Origin of the sequence: Pseudomonas caricapapayae, from assembly GCF_001400735.1 — a bacterium.
Classification (GTDB): Bacteria; Pseudomonadota; Gammaproteobacteria; order Pseudomonadales; family Pseudomonadaceae; genus Aquipseudomonas; species Aquipseudomonas caricapapayae.
In genome coordinates, this window is record NZ_LJPW01000068.1 from 1 (window position 1) to 18,941 (window position 18,941).

18 protein-coding genes are annotated in these 18,941 nt (G+C 57.9%); 9 read left to right on the forward strand and 9 right to left on the reverse strand.

What is annotated here, in order from left to right; genetic code table 11:
- Positions 1–1,585 (forward strand): polyphosphate kinase 1 (gene ppk1 / locus ALO80_RS10400; RefSeq protein WP_054985540.1); only part of this gene is annotated, 1,585 nt, incomplete at its 5' end.
- Here ppk1 and ppx read toward each other — a convergent pair.
- The 5 genes from ppx to ALO80_RS10425 form a co-directional block, all read right to left on the reverse strand.
- Positions 1,572–3,074, reverse strand: a complete 1,503-nt coding sequence (gene ppx, locus ALO80_RS10405; protein WP_054985539.1) for an exopolyphosphatase — start codon at positions 3,072–3,074, stop codon at positions 1,572–1,574. The two genes, ppk1 and ppx, sit on opposite strands and share 14 nt — an antisense overlap.
- Before the next feature lie 461 nt (positions 3,075–3,535).
- Complete coding sequence (locus ALO80_RS10410; protein ID WP_054985538.1) at positions 3,536–4,270, reverse strand: amino acid ABC transporter ATP-binding protein; 735 nt, start codon at positions 4,268–4,270, stop codon at positions 3,536–3,538.
- The gene (locus ALO80_RS10415) at positions 4,257–4,907 is read right to left on the reverse strand and encodes an amino acid ABC transporter permease (RefSeq protein ID WP_054985537.1); all 651 of its coding nucleotides are present in this window, start codon (positions 4,905–4,907) and stop codon (positions 4,257–4,259) included. The genes ALO80_RS10410 and ALO80_RS10415 overlap by 14 nt, the downstream gene beginning before the upstream one ends.
- Positions 4,904–5,569, reverse strand: a complete 666-nt coding sequence (locus ALO80_RS10420) for an amino acid ABC transporter permease (RefSeq protein ID WP_055008949.1) — start codon at positions 5,567–5,569, stop codon at positions 4,904–4,906. The genes ALO80_RS10415 and ALO80_RS10420 overlap by 4 nt, the downstream gene beginning before the upstream one ends.
- 29 nt (positions 5,570–5,598) lie before the next feature.
- A complete protein-coding gene (locus ALO80_RS10425) occupies positions 5,599–6,384 on the reverse strand; it encodes a transporter substrate-binding domain-containing protein (protein ID WP_055008950.1) in 786 nt (261 codons plus the stop codon).
- A gap of 250 nt (positions 6,385–6,634) precedes the next feature.
- Here ALO80_RS10425 and ALO80_RS10430 point away from each other — a divergent pair, with 250 nt between their 5' ends.
- From ALO80_RS10430 to ALO80_RS10455, 6 genes are all read left to right on the forward strand, one after another.
- A complete protein-coding gene (locus ALO80_RS10430; protein WP_055008951.1) occupies positions 6,635–7,339 on the forward strand; it encodes a FadR/GntR family transcriptional regulator in 705 nt (234 codons plus the stop codon).
- 120 nt (positions 7,340–7,459) lie between these two features.
- Positions 7,460–7,789, forward strand: a complete 330-nt coding sequence (trxA, locus tag ALO80_RS10435) for a thioredoxin TrxA (RefSeq protein WP_055008952.1) — start codon at positions 7,460–7,462, stop codon at positions 7,787–7,789.
- Between the two features lie 231 nt (positions 7,790–8,020).
- Positions 8,021–9,280 carry a transcription termination factor Rho gene (rho, locus tag ALO80_RS10440; RefSeq protein WP_002551560.1) on the forward strand — a complete coding sequence of 420 codons (1,260 nt, stop codon included), beginning with the start codon at positions 8,021–8,023 and terminating at the stop codon, positions 9,278–9,280.
- Positions 9,281–9,407: 127 nt separating this feature from the next.
- On the forward strand, positions 9,408–10,874 hold the full coding sequence (ubiD, locus tag ALO80_RS10445) for a 4-hydroxy-3-polyprenylbenzoate decarboxylase (RefSeq protein WP_055008953.1): 1,467 nt from the start codon (positions 9,408–9,410) through the stop codon (positions 10,872–10,874).
- A complete protein-coding gene (locus ALO80_RS10450; RefSeq protein ID WP_055008954.1) occupies positions 10,874–11,842 on the forward strand; it encodes a CDP-6-deoxy-delta-3,4-glucoseen reductase in 969 nt (322 codons plus the stop codon). The genes ubiD and ALO80_RS10450 overlap by 1 nt, the downstream gene beginning before the upstream one ends.
- Before the next feature lie 208 nt (positions 11,843–12,050).
- Positions 12,051–12,719 (forward strand): gamma-glutamylcyclotransferase, encoded by a 669-nt coding sequence (locus ALO80_RS10455; protein ID WP_054985530.1) that lies wholly within the window; start codon positions 12,051–12,053, stop codon positions 12,717–12,719.
- Here the strand turns inward: ALO80_RS10455 and glpT are convergent, their stop codons facing one another.
- Positions 12,720–14,069 carry a glycerol-3-phosphate transporter gene (glpT, locus tag ALO80_RS10460; protein WP_055008955.1) on the reverse strand — a complete coding sequence of 450 codons (1,350 nt, stop codon included), beginning with the start codon at positions 14,067–14,069 and terminating at the stop codon, positions 12,720–12,722.
- 273 nt (positions 14,070–14,342) lie between these two features.
- Between glpT and ALO80_RS10465 the strand changes: the two genes are divergently transcribed.
- Together ALO80_RS10465 and ALO80_RS10470 are read left to right on the forward strand one after the other, a co-directional pair.
- Positions 14,343–15,008 carry a TonB family protein gene (locus ALO80_RS10465; protein ID WP_375232989.1) on the forward strand — a complete coding sequence of 222 codons (666 nt, stop codon included), beginning with the start codon at positions 14,343–14,345 and terminating at the stop codon, positions 15,006–15,008.
- Positions 15,005–15,640 carry a hypothetical protein gene (locus ALO80_RS10470; RefSeq protein ID WP_055008957.1) on the forward strand — a complete coding sequence of 212 codons (636 nt, stop codon included), beginning with the start codon at positions 15,005–15,007 and terminating at the stop codon, positions 15,638–15,640. Before ALO80_RS10465 ends, ALO80_RS10470 begins: the two co-directional genes overlap by 4 nt.
- 71 nt (positions 15,641–15,711) lie before the next feature.
- Here ALO80_RS10470 and ALO80_RS30645 read toward each other — a convergent pair whose 3' ends face one another.
- From ALO80_RS30645 to ALO80_RS10485, 3 genes are read right to left on the reverse strand one after another with little or no spacing between them, the layout of a single operon-like run.
- Positions 15,712–16,503 (reverse strand): hypothetical protein, encoded by a 792-nt coding sequence (locus ALO80_RS30645; protein ID WP_055008958.1) that lies wholly within the window; start codon positions 16,501–16,503, stop codon positions 15,712–15,714.
- Between the two features lie 48 nt (positions 16,504–16,551).
- Entirely contained in the window at positions 16,552–16,821 is a 270-nt protein-coding gene (locus tag ALO80_RS10480; protein WP_055008959.1) for a bacteriocin immunity protein, read from the reverse strand.
- Complete coding sequence (locus ALO80_RS10485; RefSeq protein ID WP_055008960.1) at positions 16,818–18,449, reverse strand: S-type pyocin domain-containing protein; 1,632 nt, start codon at positions 18,447–18,449, stop codon at positions 16,818–16,820. The genes ALO80_RS10480 and ALO80_RS10485 overlap by 4 nt, the downstream gene beginning before the upstream one ends.
- Positions 18,450–18,941: the final 492 nt, after the last annotated feature.

An 18,941-nucleotide genomic window follows, 5' to 3' on the forward strand; every position in this document is an offset into this window, starting at 1 on the left:
CGAAGGCATCGATGCCTTCGGTCGCGATTCGGGCCTTGCGATCATCCCGGCACCGCGTTTGCTGCCGCGTGTCATCAAGGTGCCGGAAGAGGTCTGCGGGCCTGGCGACAACTTCGTGTTTCTGTCGTCGATGATCCATGCCCACGCCGACGATCTGTTTCAGGGCATGAAGGTCAAGGGCTGCTATCAGTTCCGCCTGACTCGAAACGCCGATCTGGCGCTGGACTCGGAAGACGTGGAAGACCTGGCGCGTGCCCTGCGTGGCGAATTGTTCTCGCGTCGTTACGGCGATGCGGTGCGTCTGGAAGTGGCCGATACCTGCCCCAAACACCTGTCGGACTACCTGCTCAAGCAGTTCAACCTGAACGAGTCCGAGCTGTATCAGGTCAATGGGCCGGTCAACCTGACGCGCCTGTTCAGCATTACCGGCCTGGACAGCCATCCGGAATTGCAATACCCGCCGTTCACGCCAGCCATTCCCAAGCTGCTGCAGAACAGCGAAAACGTTTTCAGCGTGGTCAGCAAGCAGGACATCCTGTTGCTGCACCCTTTCGAGTCGTTTACGCCGGTGGTCGACCTGCTCCGTCAGGCTGCAAAGGACCCGCATGTTCTGGCCGTGCGCCAGACGCTGTACCGCAGCGGTGCGAACTCGGAAATTGTCGACGCGCTGGTCGATGCTGCGCGCAACGGCAAGGAAGTCACTGCGGTGATCGAATTGCGTGCCCGTTTTGACGAAGAGTCCAACCTGCAACTGGCCAGCCGTCTTCAGGCCGCGGGTGCGGTAGTGATCTACGGTGTGGTCGGCTTCAAGACCCACGCCAAGATGATGTTGATTCTGCGTCGCGAAGCGGGTGAAATCGTCCGTTACGCGCACCTCGGGACCGGTAACTATCATGCCGGCAATGCGCGTCTGTATACCGACTACAGCCTGCTGACCTCCGATGACGCATTGTGCGAAGACGTCGGCAAGCTGTTCAGTCAGTTGATCGGCATGGGCAAGACGTTGCGCATGAAGAAGCTGCTGCATGCGCCGTTCACGCTCAAGAAGGGCATGCTCGACATGATTGCCCGCGAAACGCAATTCGCACTCGATGGCAAGCCTGCGCACATCATCGCCAAGTTCAACTCGCTGACCGATCCGAAGATCATCCGTGCGTTGTACAAGGCCAGCCAGTCCGGCGTGCGTATCGATCTGGTGGTGCGCGGCATGTGCTGCCTGCGTCCGGGAATTGCGGGGGTCTCGCACAATATCCACGTGCGCTCGATCATCGGCCGCTTCCTGGAGCACACACGGGTGTTCTACTTCCTCAATGGCGGCGACGAGCAGATGTTCCTGTCGAGTGCCGACTGGATGGAGCGCAACCTCGACAAGCGCGTCGAGACCTGCTTCCCGGTAGAGGGCAAAAAGTTGATTCTGCGTGTGAAGAAGGAGCTGGAAAGCTACCTGACCGACAACACCCACAGCTGGCTGCTGCAGTCTGACGGGCGTTACGTGCGCAGTATGCCGACTGGCAACCAGAACGCTCGAAGCGCTCAGGCGACCCTGCTGGAGCGCCTGAGCAACCCGGTCCTCAGCGTACGCTGAAGACGATGCCGACTCGGGTCAGCCACTCCGCTTCCAGCGCGAAGTCGGCCTGAGTCAGCTGGTTGTTTTCCAGCCAGCCTTTCGGGAACTCAGCGTCCAGGTTCGGACCGTCGGCACGCAGCACTACGCGCGGCATCTCCTGGGTGCCGCGGATGTGGTGGAACAGAATCGCAAAGCGCAACAACACGCACAGGCGAATCAGCTTGATGCCTTCAGCGCCAAAATCGGCGAACTTGTCCTTGGGAATATTGCGGCGATGACCGCGCACCAACAGTGCGAGCATTTGCTGGTCTTCGCGTGAGAAACCGGCAAGGTCAGAATGCTCGATCAGGTACGCGCCGTGCTTGTGATAGTGATAGTGGGCGATGTCCAGGCCGATCTCATGCACCTTGGCCGCCCAACTGAGCAGTTCGGCATAGCTTTCATGCTGCAGCTCCCAGCTATCGGCCACCTGCTCCAGCGCATGCAGCGCCTTGGCTTCGACGCGTGCAGCCTGTTCCAGATCGACGTGGTAACGCTCCATCAGCGAGCTGAGCGTGCGCTCGCGCACGTCTTCGTGATGGTGGCGGCCCATCAGGTCGTAGAGCACGCCTTCACGCAGCGCGCCTTCGCAATGATCCATGCGCTTGAGTTCAAGGGCATCGAAGATGGCTTCCAGAATCGCCAGGCCTGCGGGGAAAATGGCGCGACGGTCAGGCTTGATGCCGTCGAAGTCGATCTTTTCGACATCGCCCAGCTTGAACAGCTTGCGCTTGAGCCAGGCCAGCCCTTCGGCATTGACCTCGCCGGCGCCATAACCATTGGCCTTCAGTGCCAGGCCGATAGCGCGGATGGTACCTGAAGAGCCAATCGCTTCATCCCACTTCAGGCGATGCAGTGCATGCTCGATGCTCATTATTTCCAGGCGGGCAGCGGTGTAGGCCTGCGCGTAACGGGCCGGTGTCACCTTGCCGTCGCGGAAGTAGCGCTGAGTAAAACTCACGCAGCCCATCTGCAGGCTTTCACGCAGCAGCGGCTCGAAGCGCTGACCGATAATGAATTCGGTACTGCCGCCGCCGATGTCGGCCACCAGGCGCTTGCCTGGGGTGTCGGCCAGCGTGTGAGAGACGCCCAGATAAATGAGGCGCGCCTCTTCCCGGCCAGAGATGACTTCCACCGGATGGCCGAGAATTTCTTCTGCGCGGTGAATGAAGTCGTTGCGGTTGCGGGCCTCGCGCAGGGCATTGGTGCCGACGATGCGCACGGCACCCAGCGGCAGACCATTGATCAACTGGGCAAAGCGTTTCAGGCAGTCGAGACCGCGCTGCATGGATTCTTCGGTCAACTGGCGCTCTTCATCGATGCCAGCGGCCAACTGCACCTTCTCGCCCAGGCGCTCAAGAATGCGAATTTCGCCCTGATTGGCTTTTGCCACAACCATATGAAAGCTGTTGGAGCCCAGGTCGATGGCGGCGATCAGTGAAAAATTCTTGGGTGTTGAGTGCGGCATGGTCAGGAAATCCGGTTCGATAACCGGACCATCGTGCCACGATCCATGCTTGCCGCCAACGCGAAGCTGTTCAGGCACCGGAAATACCCGGTATTACTCTTGTGACGTGGCGCATGGCTATCAGGTCGACGTCATAGCTCTTTCACTGCCGTGCCGATGCTTTGCGTTCCCGCGTTGGAGTGCTCGGCGTTATACACAGTCCGGAGAATTGAGCTTACAGGCTTCTGGCCGAAGGACGTGGGAGCGAACTTGTTCGCGAAGACGGTGTTTCAGGCGATACATATTCGCGAAATGTACCGGCCCCTTCGCGGACAAGTCCGCTCCCACAAAAGCGAAGCGTCGCCCGGTCCTCTCCCACAGGGGCGTCCAACACTGCGTTCCAACACTGGAGGAACGATGACCCAACTATCGTGCGACGCTCCGCGTCGCATGCAGTTCAGGACGCTTTGCGTCCGGTCTTGTCACGCGTGTTCTACGGTGCCAATGAAGTTCGCCAGTTCCGGGGTTTTCGGGTTGGCGAACAGTACTTTCGGGTCGCCGACTTCATGCACCTTGCCCTGATGCATGAACACCAGCTTGTCGCCCACTTCACGAGCGAAGCGCATTTCGTGGGTGACCATGATCAGGGTCATGCCGTCGGCTGCCAGCTGGCGCACAACGCTGAGCACTTCATTGACCAGCTCCGGGTCCAGCGCCGAAGTGATTTCGTCGCAGAGCAAAACCTTGGGTGACATGGCCAGTGCGCGAGCAATCGCCACGCGTTGCTGCTGGCCACCGGACAGGCGATCCGGGAAGGCATCGAACTTCTCGCCCAGCCCCACGCGCTCGAGCATCTTTTTTGCCAGCCTTGCGGCTTCGGCCTTGGGGACCTTCTGTACGATCTGCGGCGCGAGCATCACGTTCTCGCCCACGCTCAGGTGCGGGAACAGGTTGAACTGCTGAAACACCATGCCGACCTTCTGCCGCAGGGTGCGCAGGTCGGCGCGTGCGGCATCGAGATACTCGCCGTCGACTTCGATCACGCCATCGTTGATCGACTCCAGACCGTTGAGCGTGCGCAGCAGGGTGCTCTTGCCCGAGCCGCTGCGACCAATGATCGCCACTACCTGACCTTCCTCGACCGACAGGTCGATGCCCTTCAGGACGTGATGATCGCCATAGTATTTATGCAGGGCGGAAATTCTAAGCAGAGGCATGCAGTCTCCTTTCCAAATGGCGCGCGCACAGCGACAAGGGGTAGCACAGGATGAAGTAGCCCAGAGCAACGAAGCCATAGACCATGAAAGGTTCGAACGTGGCATTGGCCAGCATGCTGCCGGTCTTGGTCAGTTCGGTAAAGCCGATGATCGAGGTCACAGCGGTGCCTTTGACCACCTGTACGGAAAAGCCGACCGTTGGCGCAACCGCGATACGCAGGGCCTGAGGCAATATTACGTAGCGCATCTGCTCAAACGGGGTCATCGCCAGGCTGGCCGACGCTTCCCACTGGCCCTTGGAAATCGATTCCACGCAGCCGCGCCAGATTTCGGCAAGGTAGGCGCTGGTAAACAGCGTCAAGGCCAGTGCCGCCGCAGCCCAGGGCGAGATGTTCATGCCCATCAGAGCGACACCGAAGAACACCAGAAACAGCTGCATCAGCAATGGCGTACCTTGAAACAGCTCTATATAGAGTTTGGCGGTCACACGCGGGCCGGATTTTTCCGAGGTGCGCATGCCCATCACCAGCAAACCGATCAGGCCACCGCCGATGAAGGCCACCAATGACAAGGCTACGGTCCATTGCAGGCCGATCAGCAGATTGCGCAGGATGTCCCAGAGGGTGAAATCCATCAGCTGCTCCTCGATATGTAGCGACGCCCGATCCAGGCCAGCAGTTGCCGGATCAGCAGGGCCATGGCCAGGTAGATCAGCGTCGTCACGATGTAGGTTTCAAACGAGCGGAAGTTGCGTGACTGGATGAAGTTGGCAAAGAAGCTCAACTCCTCGGTAGCAATCTGCGAGCAAACCGCCGAGCCCAGCATGACGATGATGATCTGGCTGCTCAGTGCCGGCCAGACCTTGCTCAGCGCCGGAATCAGGACGACGTAGCGAAACGCTTCATAACGATTCATCGCCAGGGCTGCCGACGCTTCGAGCTGCCCCTTGGGGATCGCCTGAATGCCCGCTCGCACGATTTCGGTCGAGTACGCACCCAGGTTGATGACCATCGCCAGCACCGCCGCCTGCCATTCCGAGATCTGCACGCCCAGCGACGGCAGCCCGAAAAAAATGAAGAACAGCTGGACCAGAAACGGCGTGTTACGGATCAGCTCGACATAGATCGCGAAGATCGTTGCAAAGGGCTGGATCTTCCAGGCCCTTACAACAGCACCGACAATACCGAGGCTGACGCCCAGCAGGGTGCCAATGGCAGTCAGTTCCAGCGTGAACAAAGCCCCGCGCATCAGCAGATCGATGCTTTGCAGGACCGGTGTAAAGTCGAAGTGATAAGCCATTGGTGAATCCTGTGACCGGAAAGCGGTGATCAGAGATCGGCGGGCAGCGGTTGCTTCAGCCAGGTCTGGGACGCTTTTTCCAGCGATCCGTCAGCCTTGGCGGCGTTCAGGATTTCGTCCACCTTGCCCAGCAGCTCCGGCTGGCCTTTGTTCACGCCGACATAGACTGGAGAGTCCTTGAGCTTCACTTTCAGCGCCGGAATGCGCTTGGGGTTGCGCTCGCTGATGGCGACCATCACCACGTTACCGCTGGCGATCAGGTCAGTCTGCCCGGCCAGATAGGCGGCGATGGTGGAGTTGTTGTCTTCGAAGCGCTTGATGGTTGCGCCTTCCGGTGCAACTTTCGACAGCTCGATGTCCTCGATGGCACCACGGGTGACACTGATGGTCTTGCCCTTCAGGTCGGCGATGTCCTTGACCGGAGAATCAGGCGGACCGAATACCGCGAGGTAGAACGGAGCATAAGCGCGGGAGAAGTCGATGACTTTTTCGCGATCCGGGTTCTTGCCCAGGCTGGAGATCACCAGGTCAACCTTGCCGGTGGTCAGGAACGGGATGCGGTTGGTGCTGTTGACCGGCGTCAGTTCCAGCTTGACCTTCAGCCTGTCGGCCAGCAGTTGTGCGGTGTCGATGTCCAGCCCGCGAGGTTTCATGTCCGGGCCGACCGAGCCGAATGGCGGGAAGTCCTGCGGAACGGCAACCTTCAGGGTGCCGCGCGCTACAACGTCGTCCAGGCCGTTGGCGTGGGCGGGTGTCTGGCTCAGCATCAGACTGGCAAACAATGCAGTAAGCAGGGCGCTGTAACGCTTGGTCATATGAAGTCTCCGGGCGAAACGTAGGATGTTGGCCTGTCTCCAGTGCACAGCGCATGCCATCCGGCTGTCACGTGCCATAACTCAAGGTTTGCAGGACGTTTATGGTCTTACTGGTCTGACCAGTCAAAGGGCGGCGCGCCCTGCTTTGGCGCGCTTTGAAGCCCCGTCGCCCCAGTGCTGGGCGTCGCTTGCCGAATCTTCGGTATGGGGATAAAAGGGATTTTTACTGGACTGACTGGCCTGAACAGTGATGCCGAACACTTCACTCGCCGTACCCGAATCAGCCCTCAGGGCCATTCGCAAGTTGATTGCCGAGCAAGGTTACAAGCCTGGAGAAAGCCTGCCGTCGCAGCGTGATCTGGCCGTCCTGCTGGGCGTCAGTCGGGCGTCTTTGCGTGAGGCTTTGTCATCGCTCAGCGCACTTGGGGTGGTTAGCGTTCAGCCGGGCAAAGGCGTATTTGTGCAGTCTGTTTCTGAACCAGAACAGCGCACGAACGGTTTTTCCTGGCCTTTTGAGGCTCAGGTTTCACCGGCCGACACTTTCCAGCTGCGATATGCCCTGGAAGGCTTCGCGGCTGGCCTGGCAGCCGTCACCCTCACCGCTGACGAACGGGATGTGCTTGAAGACAATGTCGAAGCGATGCGTCTGGAGTTGCGTGCCGGCGACTTCGAGGCTGCGGCCCGGCTGGATTTCGAATTTCACCGGCACATCCTGATCGCCAGTGGCAATCAGGCCATGCTGGGAATCGTGACCGCAGGTGCCGATATCTTCCTCGAGAGCCAGAAAATGCCGTTCATACGTGCAGCAAGGGTCATGGAAACCTGGCAGGAGCACCGCAAGATCCTCCGTGCGCTGGCACGGCATGCGTCGGGGCCTGCGCAAAAGGCTATGCAGGACCACATCCGTGGTGCAGCGCTTCGTACCGGTATCGTGTTCGTTTCGCCTTCCGGTTGAGCGCGTGCCATAACTCCAGTCATGCATCATCATAGCCAGACTCAATGAACCTTCGCTTCCTGAATGACTTGCAGCCCGCTATGATGGGCGTCGTTTTAGCCTATGACCTCGGAGACTTCCATGAGCAACGACCTGATCAAACACGTCACCGACGCCACATTTGAAGCCGAAGTTCTCAAGGCTGATGGTGCCGTGCTGGTTGACTACTGGGCTGAGTGGTGTGGCCCCTGCAAGATGATTGCCCCGGTACTGGATGAAATCGCTACCGCTTACCAAGGCAAGCTGACTGTTGCAAAACTTAACATCGATGAAAATCAGGACACCCCTGCCAAGCATGGCGTGCGCGGTATCCCTACGCTGATGCTGTTCAAGAACGGCAATGTTGAAGCGACCAAAGTCGGCGCTCTGTCGAAGTCGCAGCTGGCCGCGTTTCTCGACGCCAATATCTGAGGCGTTTCAAAGCCCCGCAAATAGCGGGGTTTTTTTCGGGGGGCGTACTAGACGCCTGGAAAAACAGGTGGTACATTCGGCCCCGCAACGGCTTCTCCGTTGCCCCCTGCTAGCCGTCGCCGACGCTCTCCTTTCGATTTAGTACGCGATCCTGTCGCCTTCTCTGCGGCGCGGCCTCATTAAGCCAAAAGCTTAATTTCCCCCTCCATACATGATTACGTCATTCCCCATATGAACCTGACTGAACTCAAGCAAAAGCCGATTACCGAATTGCTCGAAATGGCCGAACAGGCTGGCATAGAAAATATGGCCCGTTCGCGCAAGCAGGACGTCATTTTTTCCCTGCTTAAACGGCACGCCAAAAGTGGCGAGGAAATATCCGGTGATGGCGTGCTGGAGATTCTCCAGGACGGCTTCGGTTTCCTGCGCTCTGCAGACGCTTCCTACCTGGCCGGCCCGGATGACATCTATGTCTCCCCCAGCCAGATCCGCCGTTTCAACCTGCGTACCGGCGACACCATCGTTGGCAAGATCCGTCCACCGAAGGAAGGCGAGCGTTATTTCGCTCTGCTCAAGGTCGACACGATCAACTACGACCGTCCGGAAAACGCCAAGAACAAGATTCTGTTCGAAAACCTGACGCCGCTGTTCCCGACGATTCGCATGAAGATGGAGGCCGGTAACGGTTCCACCGAAGACCTGACCGGTCGTGTGATCGATCTGTGTGCACCGATCGGTAAAGGTCAGCGTGGTCTGATCGTTGCGCCGCCAAAGGCGGGCAAGACCATCATGCTGCAGAACATCGCGTCGAACATCACTCGCAACAATCCGGAAGTGCATCTGATCGTTCTGCTGATCGATGAGCGTCCGGAAGAAGTAACCGAAATGCAGCGTACCGTGCGCGGCGAAGTGGTTGCCTCGACGTTCGACGAACCGCCAACCCGTCACGTACAGGTTGCCGAGATGGTGATCGAGAAGGCCAAGCGGCTGGTCGAGCACAAGAAAGACGTGGTCATCCTGCTCGACTCCATCACCCGTCTGGCGCGTGCCTACAACACTGTCATCCCGAGCTCCGGCAAAGTGCTGACCGGTGGTGTCGATGCCCATGCACTCGAGAAGCCGAAGCGTTTCTTCGGTGCCGCGCGGAACATCGAAGAAGGCGGCTCGCTGACCATCATCGCCACCGCACTGGTTGAAACCGGTTCGAAGATGGATGAAGTCATCTACGAAGAATTCAAGGGTACTGGCAACATGGAGCTGCCTCTGGATCGCAAGATCGCAGAGAAGCGTGTGTTCCCGGCCATCAACATCAACCGTTCCGGCACACGCCGCGAAGAGCTGTTGACCGCTGATGACGAGCTGCAGCGCATGTGGATTCTGCGCAAGCTGCTGCACCCGATGGACGAAGTCGCGGCTATCGAGTTCCTGATCGACAAGCTCAAGCAGACCAAGACCAACGACGAGTTCTTCCTGTCCATGAAGCGCAAGTAACTGGCAGGCTGAAACAAAAAATGGTGCCCTTCGGGGCGCCATTTTTTTTGCCTGCGCATCGCCGATTAGCTGCCTTGGCGGGCTGGAGCAGGTACGATGTGCGTCTATTGGATAAATGGCCGGGTTAATGAAATTCAAAGATCTTAGGGATTTCGTGCAGCAGCTTGAGCAGCGCGGAGAGTTGAAACGCATCCAGATGCCGATCTCGCCTGTGCTGGAAATGACTGAAATCTGCGACCGTACCCTGCGTGCCAAGGGGCCGGCCCTGCTGTTCGAAAAACCGGTCGGCTTTGATATCCCGGTATTGGGCAACCTGTTCGGCACACCCGAGCGCGTGGCCATGGGCATGGGCGCGGAAGCTGTCAGTGAGCTGCGCGAGATCGGTAAGCTGCTGGCCTTCCTGAAAGAGCCCGAGCCGCCCAAGGGCTTGAAAGATGCCTGGTCCAAGCTGCCCATCTTCCGCAAAGTCATCGCCATGGCCCCCAAGGTGGTCAAGGATGCGCCGTGCCAGGAGATCGTCATTGAAGGTGACGATGTCGACCTTGGCATGCTGCCCGTGCAGACCTGCTGGCCGGGCGATGTCGCACCGCTGATCACCTGGGGTCTGACCGTTACCAAAGGTCCGAATAAAGAGCGCCAGAACCTTGGTATCTATCGTCAGCAGGTGATTGGCCGTAACAAGATCATCATGCGCTGGCTCAGTCATCGCGGCGGTGCGCTGGACTTTCGCGAATGGTGTGCAAAGCATCCCGGCGAGCCTTATCCGGTTGCCGTGGCGCTGGGTGCCGACCCCGCGACTATCCTCGGTGCCGTGACGCCGGTACCGGACAGCCTGTCCGAATATGCTTTCGCCGGGTTGCTGCGTGGGTCGCGTACCGAGCTGATCAAGTGCCGTGGCAGCAACCTGCAGGTGCCAGCCAGCGCCGAGATTGTGCTTGAGGGCGTGATTCATCCGGGCGAGATGGCCGATGAAGGCCCCTACGGCGACCATACCGGCTACTACAACGAAGTCGACAGCTTCCCGGTGTTGACCGTCGAGCGCATCACGCACCGTATCAAGCCGATCTACCACAGTACCTACACCGGGCGTCCACCGGACGAGCCCGCCATCCTGGGCGTTGCGCTGAACGAAGTGTTCGTGCCGATTCTGCAAAAGCAGTTCCCGGAAATCGTCGACTTCTATCTGCCGCCCGAAGGCTGTTCGTACCGCATGGCGGTCGTGACCATCAAGAAACAATACCCCGGTCACGCCAAGCGCGTGATGCTGGGGGTCTGGTCGTTTCTGCGGCAGTTCATGTACACCAAGTTCGTGATCGTCACCGACGACGACATCAATGCGCGTGACTGGAACGACGTGATCTGGGCTATCACCACACGCATGGACCCCAAGCGCGACACGGTCATGATCGACAACACGCCCATCGATTACCTCGATTTCGCCTCTCCGGTGTCCGGATTGGGATCGAAAATGGGTCTGGATGCCACTAACAAATGGCCAGGCGAGACCACGCGTGAGTGGGGCAGGGCGATCGTCAAGGACGAAGCCACCACACGCCGGGTGGACGAGATCTGGAATCAGTTGGGAATAGATTGATGCGCGTAACCTTGCAGCCATCCGGTGCGGTGCTGGAAACCCTGCCGGGCGAGCGGATTCTCGATGCCGCACAGCGCCTGGGGTACGAATGCCCGCAGAGCTGTCGCAACGGCAATTGTCATGTCTGCGCGGCATTGCTGGTCGAGGGGCGTGTAAAACAGGCAGGTCAGACGCTTGATCACGGCGAGATTCATACGTGTGTAGCAGAGCCGTTGGAAGATTGCATCGTGCTTTGGGATGGTGTGCTGGCCAAAGGTGAATTGCCGGTTCGCAGTTTTGCCTGTCAGTTGAGCGAGTGCGTCGAGGTCGGTGGTGATGTCTGGCGGGTGGGCTTGCGTGCTCCGGCAGGCAAGCCGCCGCGCTATCACGCCGGGCAGTACCTGATGATCGAACGGGAGAACGGCGAGAAGTCGGCGTTCTCTATTGCATCGGCACCGCACAGCGGTCGTGAGCTTGAGCTGCATGTGCTGGTACGCGAGGACAGTGCGCGCAGTCTGATCGAGCAGTTGCAGCGCAATCGCATGGCGCGGGTCGAGCTGCCGTTCGGTGATACCCACCTTGCCGAGCTGCCGGACGGGCCACTGGTTCTGATCGCTGCCGGTACTGGCATGGCGCAGATGAACAGCTTGATCGAACACTGTCGTTCCACAGGCTTCAGCCACCCTGTTCATCTGTACTGGGGCGTCCGTCGCCCGGAAGATTTTTATCAGGTCAGCCACTGGGACGAGTGGGCGACACTGCCGAATCTGTTCCTGCACAAGGTCGTCAGCGATCTATGTGGCTGGGAAGGGCGCTGTGGTTTGCTGCACGAGGCGGTATGCGAGGACATTGCGGATCTGTCGGCGGTTCATGTGTACGCCAGCGGCTCGCCTGCGATGATCTACGGAACACTGGACGCGCTTGTCAGCGCCGGGATGGATGCTCATCAGATGCGCGCAGACGTGTTCGCCTACGCGCCGCGTCCATAATGCCGGACTGACGGCGACCTGACTGGAGTGTAAATTGCTTTACCTGCTTATCGCTGATGACGATGTCAGCCGTTCGCCAGGCAATTTTTTGTAAAGACAGGCCTCTGGTCTGTGGCAACAACCGAACCACGACACCCTGATGCCGCTCATCCGCGAGCGAGTCAGCGGGGCTCGGTAAAGACTGACAGTCAGACTGTCAGGGAGGCAAATGGAGAATCCAATCAACGAGTTGGCCGCTGCGGTGCATGACGGCCTTGGCCTGACGTACCCGCCCGTTATCGATCTGGGTCCGCAGCTTACCCGCGAGCAACTGCTCGCATCCATGAACGCCACCATGCGCCTTCATAAAGGCGGTCCGGTCTGGCTGTTCGCTTATGGATCACTGATCTGGCGTCCTGAGTGCACCGCCGTAGAGAGCCAGCGCGGTCGAGTGCACGGTTATCACCGCGGGCTTTACCTGTGGTCGCACGAACATCGCGGTACGCCGGAAGTGCCGGGCCTGGTGTTCGGGCTGGATCGCGGCGGCTCATGTACCGGCTTCGCCTACCGGTTGCCTGATGAGTGTCTGGAGAAGTCGCTACTCGCATTGTGGGAGCGCGAAATGCCCTATCCCTCGTATCGTCCGCACTGGCTCAACTGCCGTCTTGAAGACGGCAGGAAAGTACAGGCGCTGGGCTTCGTGCTGGAGCGGCATTTGCCCAGCTATGCGGGCAACCTGCCGGACAGCGTGCTGAGTCAGGTGCTGGCCAGCGCCAGTGGACGCTATGGAACCACCCGCGATTACGTGGAACAGACCGCCAGGGCCCTGCGCAGCCACGCCATGCCAGACCTGAATCTGGAGGCGCGGCTCAAGCGCTGCAAGTCGGAGACTGCCTGATCAGCCCTTGCTGTCGCGGGACGTGCTGGCGACCTGTTTGTGCCGTAGCGTCGGTGCAAGGAACGCCATCGCCAGAATGCACGCGCCGATCAACAGCACGAAGCCGCCATCCCAGCCGAAGTGGTCAACCGTGTAGCCCATCGCCGCGCTGGCCGCGACCGACCCGCCCAGATAGCCGAACAGCCCGGTAAAGCCCGCTGCCGTGCCCGCTGCCTTCTTCGGAGCCAGTTCCAGCGCCTGCAGGCCGATCAGCATGACCGGGCCGTAGATCAGAAAGCCGATGGACACCAGCGCAATCATGTCGACGGTCGGGTTGCCTTCAGGATTCAGCCAGTACACCAGCGTGGCGATGGTCACCAGGAACATGAACACCATGCCGGTCAGGCCGCGATTGCCCTTGAATATCTTGTCCGACATCCAGCCGCACATCAGCGTGCCCGGAATGCCTGCCCACTCATACAGAAAATAGGCCCATGAGGTCTTGTCGACCGTGAAGTGCTTGGCTTCTTTCAGATAAGTCGGTGCCCAGTCCAGTACGCCATAGCGCAGCAGATAAACGAATACGTTGGCCATCGCGATGTACCACAGGAATTTATTGCGCAGCACGTACTTGACGAAGATCTCTCGTGCACTGAATTCCTCTTCGTGGCTGGCATCGTAGCCTTCCGGGTAATCGTTCTTGTAGTGCTCGATAGGCGGCAGGCCGACCGATTGCGGGGTGTCACGCATGGTCGCGAAGGCAAACACCGCGACCAGCAACGCAACCGCCGCCGGCACGTAGAACGCCGCATGCCAGTCGTTGGTCCAGCCCATGCCGAGCAGGAACAGCGGGCCGATCAGGCCGCCGCCGACGTTGTGCGCCACGTTCCAAACCGACACCACGCCGCCGCGCTCTTTCTGCGACCACCAATGGACCATCGTGCGCCCGCTTGGCGGCCAGCCCATGCCCTGCGCCCAGCCATTGATGAACAGCAGGACGAACATGATCGTGACGCTGGACGTCGCCCAGGGCGCGAAGCCGAAGATGAACATGATCCCGGCAGAAACCAGCAGGCCGAACGGCAGGAAGTAACGCGGGTTGGAGCGGTCCGAAACGATCCCCATCAGGAATTTCGACAAGCCATAGGCAATCGCAATGGCCGACATCGCAACGCCCAGTTGGCCACGCGTATAGCCTTCGTCGATCAGATACGGCATCGCCAGCGAGAAATTCTTGCGCAGCAGGTAGTAACCGGCATAGCCGATAAAGATGCCTGCGAAGATTTGCCAGCGCAGACGCCGATAAGTGCTGTCGACCTTTTCTTCTGGAAGGGGTGCCTGATGCCTGGCGGGGCGGAAAAACCCGAACATGGAGAAGCTCCTGATTATTGTTTTTTTGCGAATGCGAATATTACATTTTCATTACAGAAAAAAGCAGTGCCTCCGGGCTGATTTTTTGTAGGAGATACGGACGTTTTTCTGTTCTTTTATGAACATTTGCCGAACGTTTGTATGTGTTTCAAACGTTTGGGATTGCTCCTACAGGTCTATCGGAAGTCGTGTGCTTACTGGTCTGCCGGGAGCCTTTTACCATCGTCGTCATCGCGCCAACGGGGCGCACCCAGACGATGAGCCCATACAACAATGAGAATTTCCGCCTTCATGATTGCCGTCGCACTGGCCCCGCCCATTGGCGCGACGGAGTCATTTCTGGTGCCGGTGTACACGCCCACACCAGTGTTTCCTCCGGATCTGGTCAAGACTCGCTATGCAGGCAAGGTCCGGGCACAGCTGTGGATAAAGTCCGACGGGCAGGTCCGCGAAGTCAGAGCCGTCGAGAGCGGCCATCCGCAGCTCGCCGCAGCAGCGGAGCAAGCACTGCGTCAATGGCGCTATAAACCCTGGATAGGCACCGTCGGCGCGCCACCGCTGGCCACAATCACCGTCCCGGTGATTTTCGGCTCCCACGGCTATCGGCGCTTCAACACCGAAGTCAACGTCGGCCTCGGCAACATCCGTTGCGGCTACCTCAACGAAGAAGTGAAATCCGCCCGCCAGGACTACCCCAAAGAGCCGCTGAGCAAAGTCGACGTGTTCTGGTACACCGGGCAGGCGCTGTTCGGCAGCCATGTTGCCCACCTGCGTAGCGAGCCCCAACGCCAGGTCTTGCTTGGGCAGCTGGGTGCCGCAATACCGATGATAGTCAGCAATTGCCGAAGCAATCCCGATCGTCTGTACGGCGACTATCTGCCGACGCCGATCAAGGCGTTGATGGTCGGGTTGGCCGAGCAAGTGGAGGGCCGGGAATGAGCCGTGTGCTGGGGTGCATGATGCTTACAGGGTTGCTTTGGACGGGGGTAGCACAGGCGTTGCCGTCGTATCCGGTGCCGTTGTATATGCTTGAGCCGGGCTATCCGACATCAATGCTTCGTTCCTCCGCAAAAAGGAGTATCAGCGTCAGGGTTTTCATTCAGGCCGATGGAGGCGTGCGCTTCCTCGAAGTGCTCGGGGCACCCGATCCGAGGTTCATCAGCCTGACCCGAAGTGCTGTTGAACAGTGGGTCTTCGAACCTTGGGAGCCGCCGGCCTCTCACCCCGAGGGCGAAGCCGTTACGGTCACGTTCAATTTCACGGGGCGGCCACATACCAACCCGCCGCTGGCATCCAATGTCGAGCTGAAGCAGGTGTGGTGCTGGCAGTTGAATACGGAAATGGTCGAGGGGCGCAGATGGCGCAAGGATGTCAAGCCGGATGCGCTAATGCGGACAGAATTGTACTTGTCGAGCAGTCCGGTCATAGAGCAGTTTCTCACCTTGGACGAGCGTGAGGCTCTGGTTCTTGAGCTGCTAGAGGCGACACCGGGCATCGTCGCTCAATGCCAAAAAAATCCGATGCGCAGGTATGTCGATTATTTGCCGGAGAATGTGAGGAAGGCGCTGTAAGGATTGGGCGCGTCAGCGAAGTGCCGGGGCCAAAGCGCTAATGCGTTGGCCCCGGCATTGTGGGTGAGCGATTAGTGAGTAGCGCCTATATGTTGAATCATTTTAAGCTGGTTCAGTCCGAACGCGCCGTGAGCGCTGATCGTATTCGAGAAGTCGGTGATCGCGATTTCGATAGTGTCCCTCAGCACCTTGATTGCATTATCGATTTCTCGCGACGCTTCAGGTCCAAACGTTACCTCGACCGCATGGCGGGATTCGACCTCTCTAGCGCGAGCTTCCTCGGCGTTACGTAAGGCCAAAGCGTGCTCGGCTTCTTCGACCTGACGCTGTGCAAGCTGGAACGCGGCCTCTATGGCTCGCTGCTGCGCAGCCTGTTCTTCCGCGAGTCGGCGAGCTGCCTCTTCCGCCTCGGCTCTCACGCGCGCGGCTTCTTCGGCTTGGCGGTGTGCGGCTTCTTGGGCCATGCGCTCGTTATACTCGCGTTCCTGCTCTATTAGCCGGGCATGCAGCGATTCGAGATTGCCTTTGAGTTCGTTTAGAAAGCGGATGCTTTCCATATGAAAGCGGGCGTTCCCCGTCATAGAGTAAAAATCAGTGGGTACTCCGCCTGGCATAGCCCGCATCTGCGCGTTTAACTCAAGAGACGATTTGTCCCAGGGATCAGTACCCCACAAAAAATACGAATTGTCGATGTGGTCCTGTCGCAAGGGAGCGCGTTTGCTAGCAACCAGATGATTGATGGCGAGTATGTGTTTATCGGTTATATCGATGTAACGTATTCCGCTCCAGTCGCCGACGTGAGCCGCAAGCTCGGCTTGCAGAAAGCCAGGTAATTGCTGCAGGTGATGATGTAGTTCTTCCATGGATGATTTCCTTTTTTATAGTGTTTGAGCTATTAGTGTATGGGGTGCTTAATCTTTGAAGCCCGGCTTGCCATTTGTTGCTCGCCACTCTTTTATTTCTTTCATAACCCCTGCGGCACTATCCTCTCTGCCTTCGGGTGGATAGCACAATAAATCTGATTTTTCTGGATGTTCAGTCACTTCTGCAATGTGGTCGATAAGGCTAATAACGTATTCTTCAGCATTTTCTTTGGTGGCGCTTATGCCGTTAAAAAGTTCGTTCAGGATTTCCATAAACTCAGCTTCGGTATAGTCGCTCAATTGAGATTTTAGTTTCATTGGTTTTTCCTGTGAGCTTGAATGTGGTCTTTCGGCGTCATGATTACCAAATTGTCCAAGTCGTAAACTGCTCCGCCTTCGCTAATCCAGTGCTTGTGATGGATTTCATATTTCAAACGTTTACCCACCCTATCTGCTGCCCTGACAAGAGGTGCACGTTTATCTGATACCTCAATACGGCTTAATTCTCCAAGATGTCGGCTCAACGCCGGGTCTTTGGATACCTCTAGCCAGATCGCTTCCCTCAGTTTGTCAAAACTTGTAAATGGCCGTCCTCTCAGCTTTTCCGCAATACTGGAAGGAATCGGCGCTGGTTGGCTTGCCGTCGGCCCTCTCAGCCAGGTAGCTGTCACCGCCTCACCATGCCCACTCGCAACCCCCGGAATCGACCTCGGGTCCTTGAACAGCAGGTAGCTATTCGGCAGCCCTGAATCAATCGGCGATATGAGAATGTAATCATCAGGATCATCTCGATCAATCGCCGGGTAAGCTTCAAGCTCGGGTACAAAAGGTGTCACCACGTTGCCTGGATCTACCGGCAAAGCGGGTGGTCCTGCGGGTGAGCTTGTCGAGCTGTCCGCCGGTCGTGCTATTGGCGTCCATATCAGTGCCGGTGTCGATTCCCCGTCACGGATAAACTCGTAGGAATTGTTCTGTGCGTTATAGGTGAACGTTCTTACGCGAACCTTGGTACCAACTTTCACACCGTCCGTAGCTACCCAGCGTGTAGCGCCGCTTGTGCCAGCTTCATCGGATGTCAGTCGATGAGGCACATCCAGCGTGCCGTTGACGCTGGCAAGGTAGTGCAGATCGATATGCGGCGGCAGGTTGAGCTGCGACAGAGGTGTGGCGATAACGGCGGGCGGCAGTTCTGCGTCGCCCAACGGTTGTGGATACATCGCCAGCAACGTAACCAGATTGCTGCCCAGTGTTCTGGTCGCAATCCTGATGAGTTGATCCTTCGCGATGTTGGTCGCAACGGTTCTGATGCCTGGTGCTGCGGTTGTGGTTGACGCGGGGGCAATAACCGACCACAACTTGTCGATGTCAGCGGCCTGTCGTGCTTCCTGACTCGCCGGTTTATTGGCCAGCGACAGTTCAGCATGGCGCATGGAAAGCGCTGCTGATTGTTCGTTGAGCAGCGTGACCGATTCGGCAAGAAGCTTTGCTTCGTAGGTCTGAGATAACGCCTGTATCCACGCTTCATGGGCCTGCTGCACACGTGGAGGATCACCCTGGCTGTAGTACACCAGATAGTTCAGGTGGTCTTTTTGTGTAGCATGGTCAAGCTCTTGACCGGTGAGACTCAGAGCCTGAGCGCGACGCTCTTCCAGTAACGGTTGTTTGATTGCAAGTAAATAGTTAACCCTGATTTTTTTCTGAAGTATCAGCTCAAGAGCCTGTTCGTCGCGTGGGGGATCAGCATTTAGATCATGACCTGACGCTATTTCTTTTTGAAGATCATTTGGCAGCGATGCAAAAGCCAGTAAGTAGTTTTGTGCCAATCCAGATTGTAACGAGGGATAGGACGCTGTCAGCGTTTCAAGAGCCTGTCGATGTGCCTGATCTTTTTCGGCCTGTGCGCGCACCTGCGCTTCAACGCGCTCTCGCTCGGCGGCTTCCGCCATTGCCCGAGCATGCGCCTCAGCTTCTAGTCTTGCGAGATGAGCCGCGTGTTCTGCCGCTTGCCGCTGGGCCAACGCATGCGCCTCTGCCTCTTGTTGCCTTAATAGACGTCTCAGCTGTTTATTAGTGATACCTCTTCGGCGACCGCGGCCTGGGCCTAGGCCGGTAGTGCTGGGTCCATTGCCGCTACCCACGACTCCAATGTTCCAACCGGAATTGCTGCCGTTGCTTTCCGCACCGATATGAAAGTTTTTTGATAAATCCGAATCCGGGCGCATTGGAATACCCCGGTCTACCAGGATGTTTTTTTCCGGAGGGTCATCGTTACTGTTATTTTCGCTCATACAATTTCCTTTTTTTGTATGGCGATAGGCTAACAAAGGCTTTTTTCTGAAAAGCCATAATTATGTATGGATGATGTGCCGACTTCCTGATTTATAGTGTTTAGTAAGTTCGCAAATTTACTGCCTGCACTAAAGTCACTGTGATTATTT

What these genes read in the sequence shown, in the direction of transcription:
- ppx (WP_054985539.1), bottom strand. Translation starts at nt 3,074, where the DNA reads ATGCCGCACTCAACACCCAAGAATTTTTCACTGATCGCCGCCATCGAC.
- ALO80_RS10410 (WP_054985538.1), bottom strand. Translation starts at nt 4,270, where the DNA reads ATGCCTCTGCTTAGAATTTCCGCCCTGCATAAATACTATGGCGATCAT.
- ALO80_RS10420 (WP_055008949.1), bottom strand. Translation starts at nt 5,569, where the DNA reads ATGGCTTATCACTTCGACTTTACACCGGTCCTGCAAAGCATCGATCTG.
- ALO80_RS10425 (WP_055008950.1), bottom strand. Translation starts at nt 6,384, where the DNA reads ATGACCAAGCGTTACAGCGCCCTGCTTACTGCATTGTTTGCCAGTCTG.
- ALO80_RS10430 (WP_055008951.1), top strand. Translation starts at nt 6,635, where the DNA reads ATGCCGAACACTTCACTCGCCGTACCCGAATCAGCCCTCAGGGCCATT.
- trxA (WP_055008952.1), top strand. Translation starts at nt 7,460, where the DNA reads ATGAGCAACGACCTGATCAAACACGTCACCGACGCCACATTTGAAGCC.
- rho (WP_002551560.1), top strand. Translation starts at nt 8,021, where the DNA reads ATGAACCTGACTGAACTCAAGCAAAAGCCGATTACCGAATTGCTCGAA.
- ubiD (WP_055008953.1), top strand. Translation starts at nt 9,408, where the DNA reads ATGAAATTCAAAGATCTTAGGGATTTCGTGCAGCAGCTTGAGCAGCGC.
- ALO80_RS10450 (WP_055008954.1), top strand. Translation starts at nt 10,874, where the DNA reads ATGCGCGTAACCTTGCAGCCATCCGGTGCGGTGCTGGAAACCCTGCCG.
- ALO80_RS10455 (WP_054985530.1), top strand. Translation starts at nt 12,051, where the DNA reads ATGGAGAATCCAATCAACGAGTTGGCCGCTGCGGTGCATGACGGCCTT.
- glpT (WP_055008955.1), bottom strand. Translation starts at nt 14,069, where the DNA reads ATGTTCGGGTTTTTCCGCCCCGCCAGGCATCAGGCACCCCTTCCAGAA.
- ALO80_RS10465 (WP_375232989.1), top strand. Translation starts at nt 14,343, where the DNA reads ATGAGAATTTCCGCCTTCATGATTGCCGTCGCACTGGCCCCGCCCATT.
- ALO80_RS10470 (WP_055008957.1), top strand. Translation starts at nt 15,005, where the DNA reads ATGAGCCGTGTGCTGGGGTGCATGATGCTTACAGGGTTGCTTTGGACG.
- ALO80_RS30645 (WP_055008958.1), bottom strand. Translation starts at nt 16,503, where the DNA reads ATGGAAGAACTACATCATCACCTGCAGCAATTACCTGGCTTTCTGCAA.
- ALO80_RS10480 (WP_055008959.1), bottom strand. Translation starts at nt 16,821, where the DNA reads ATGAAACTAAAATCTCAATTGAGCGACTATACCGAAGCTGAGTTTATG.
- ALO80_RS10485 (WP_055008960.1), bottom strand. Translation starts at nt 18,449, where the DNA reads ATGGCGGAAGCCGCCGAGCGAGAGCGCGTTGAAGCGCAGGTGCGCGCA.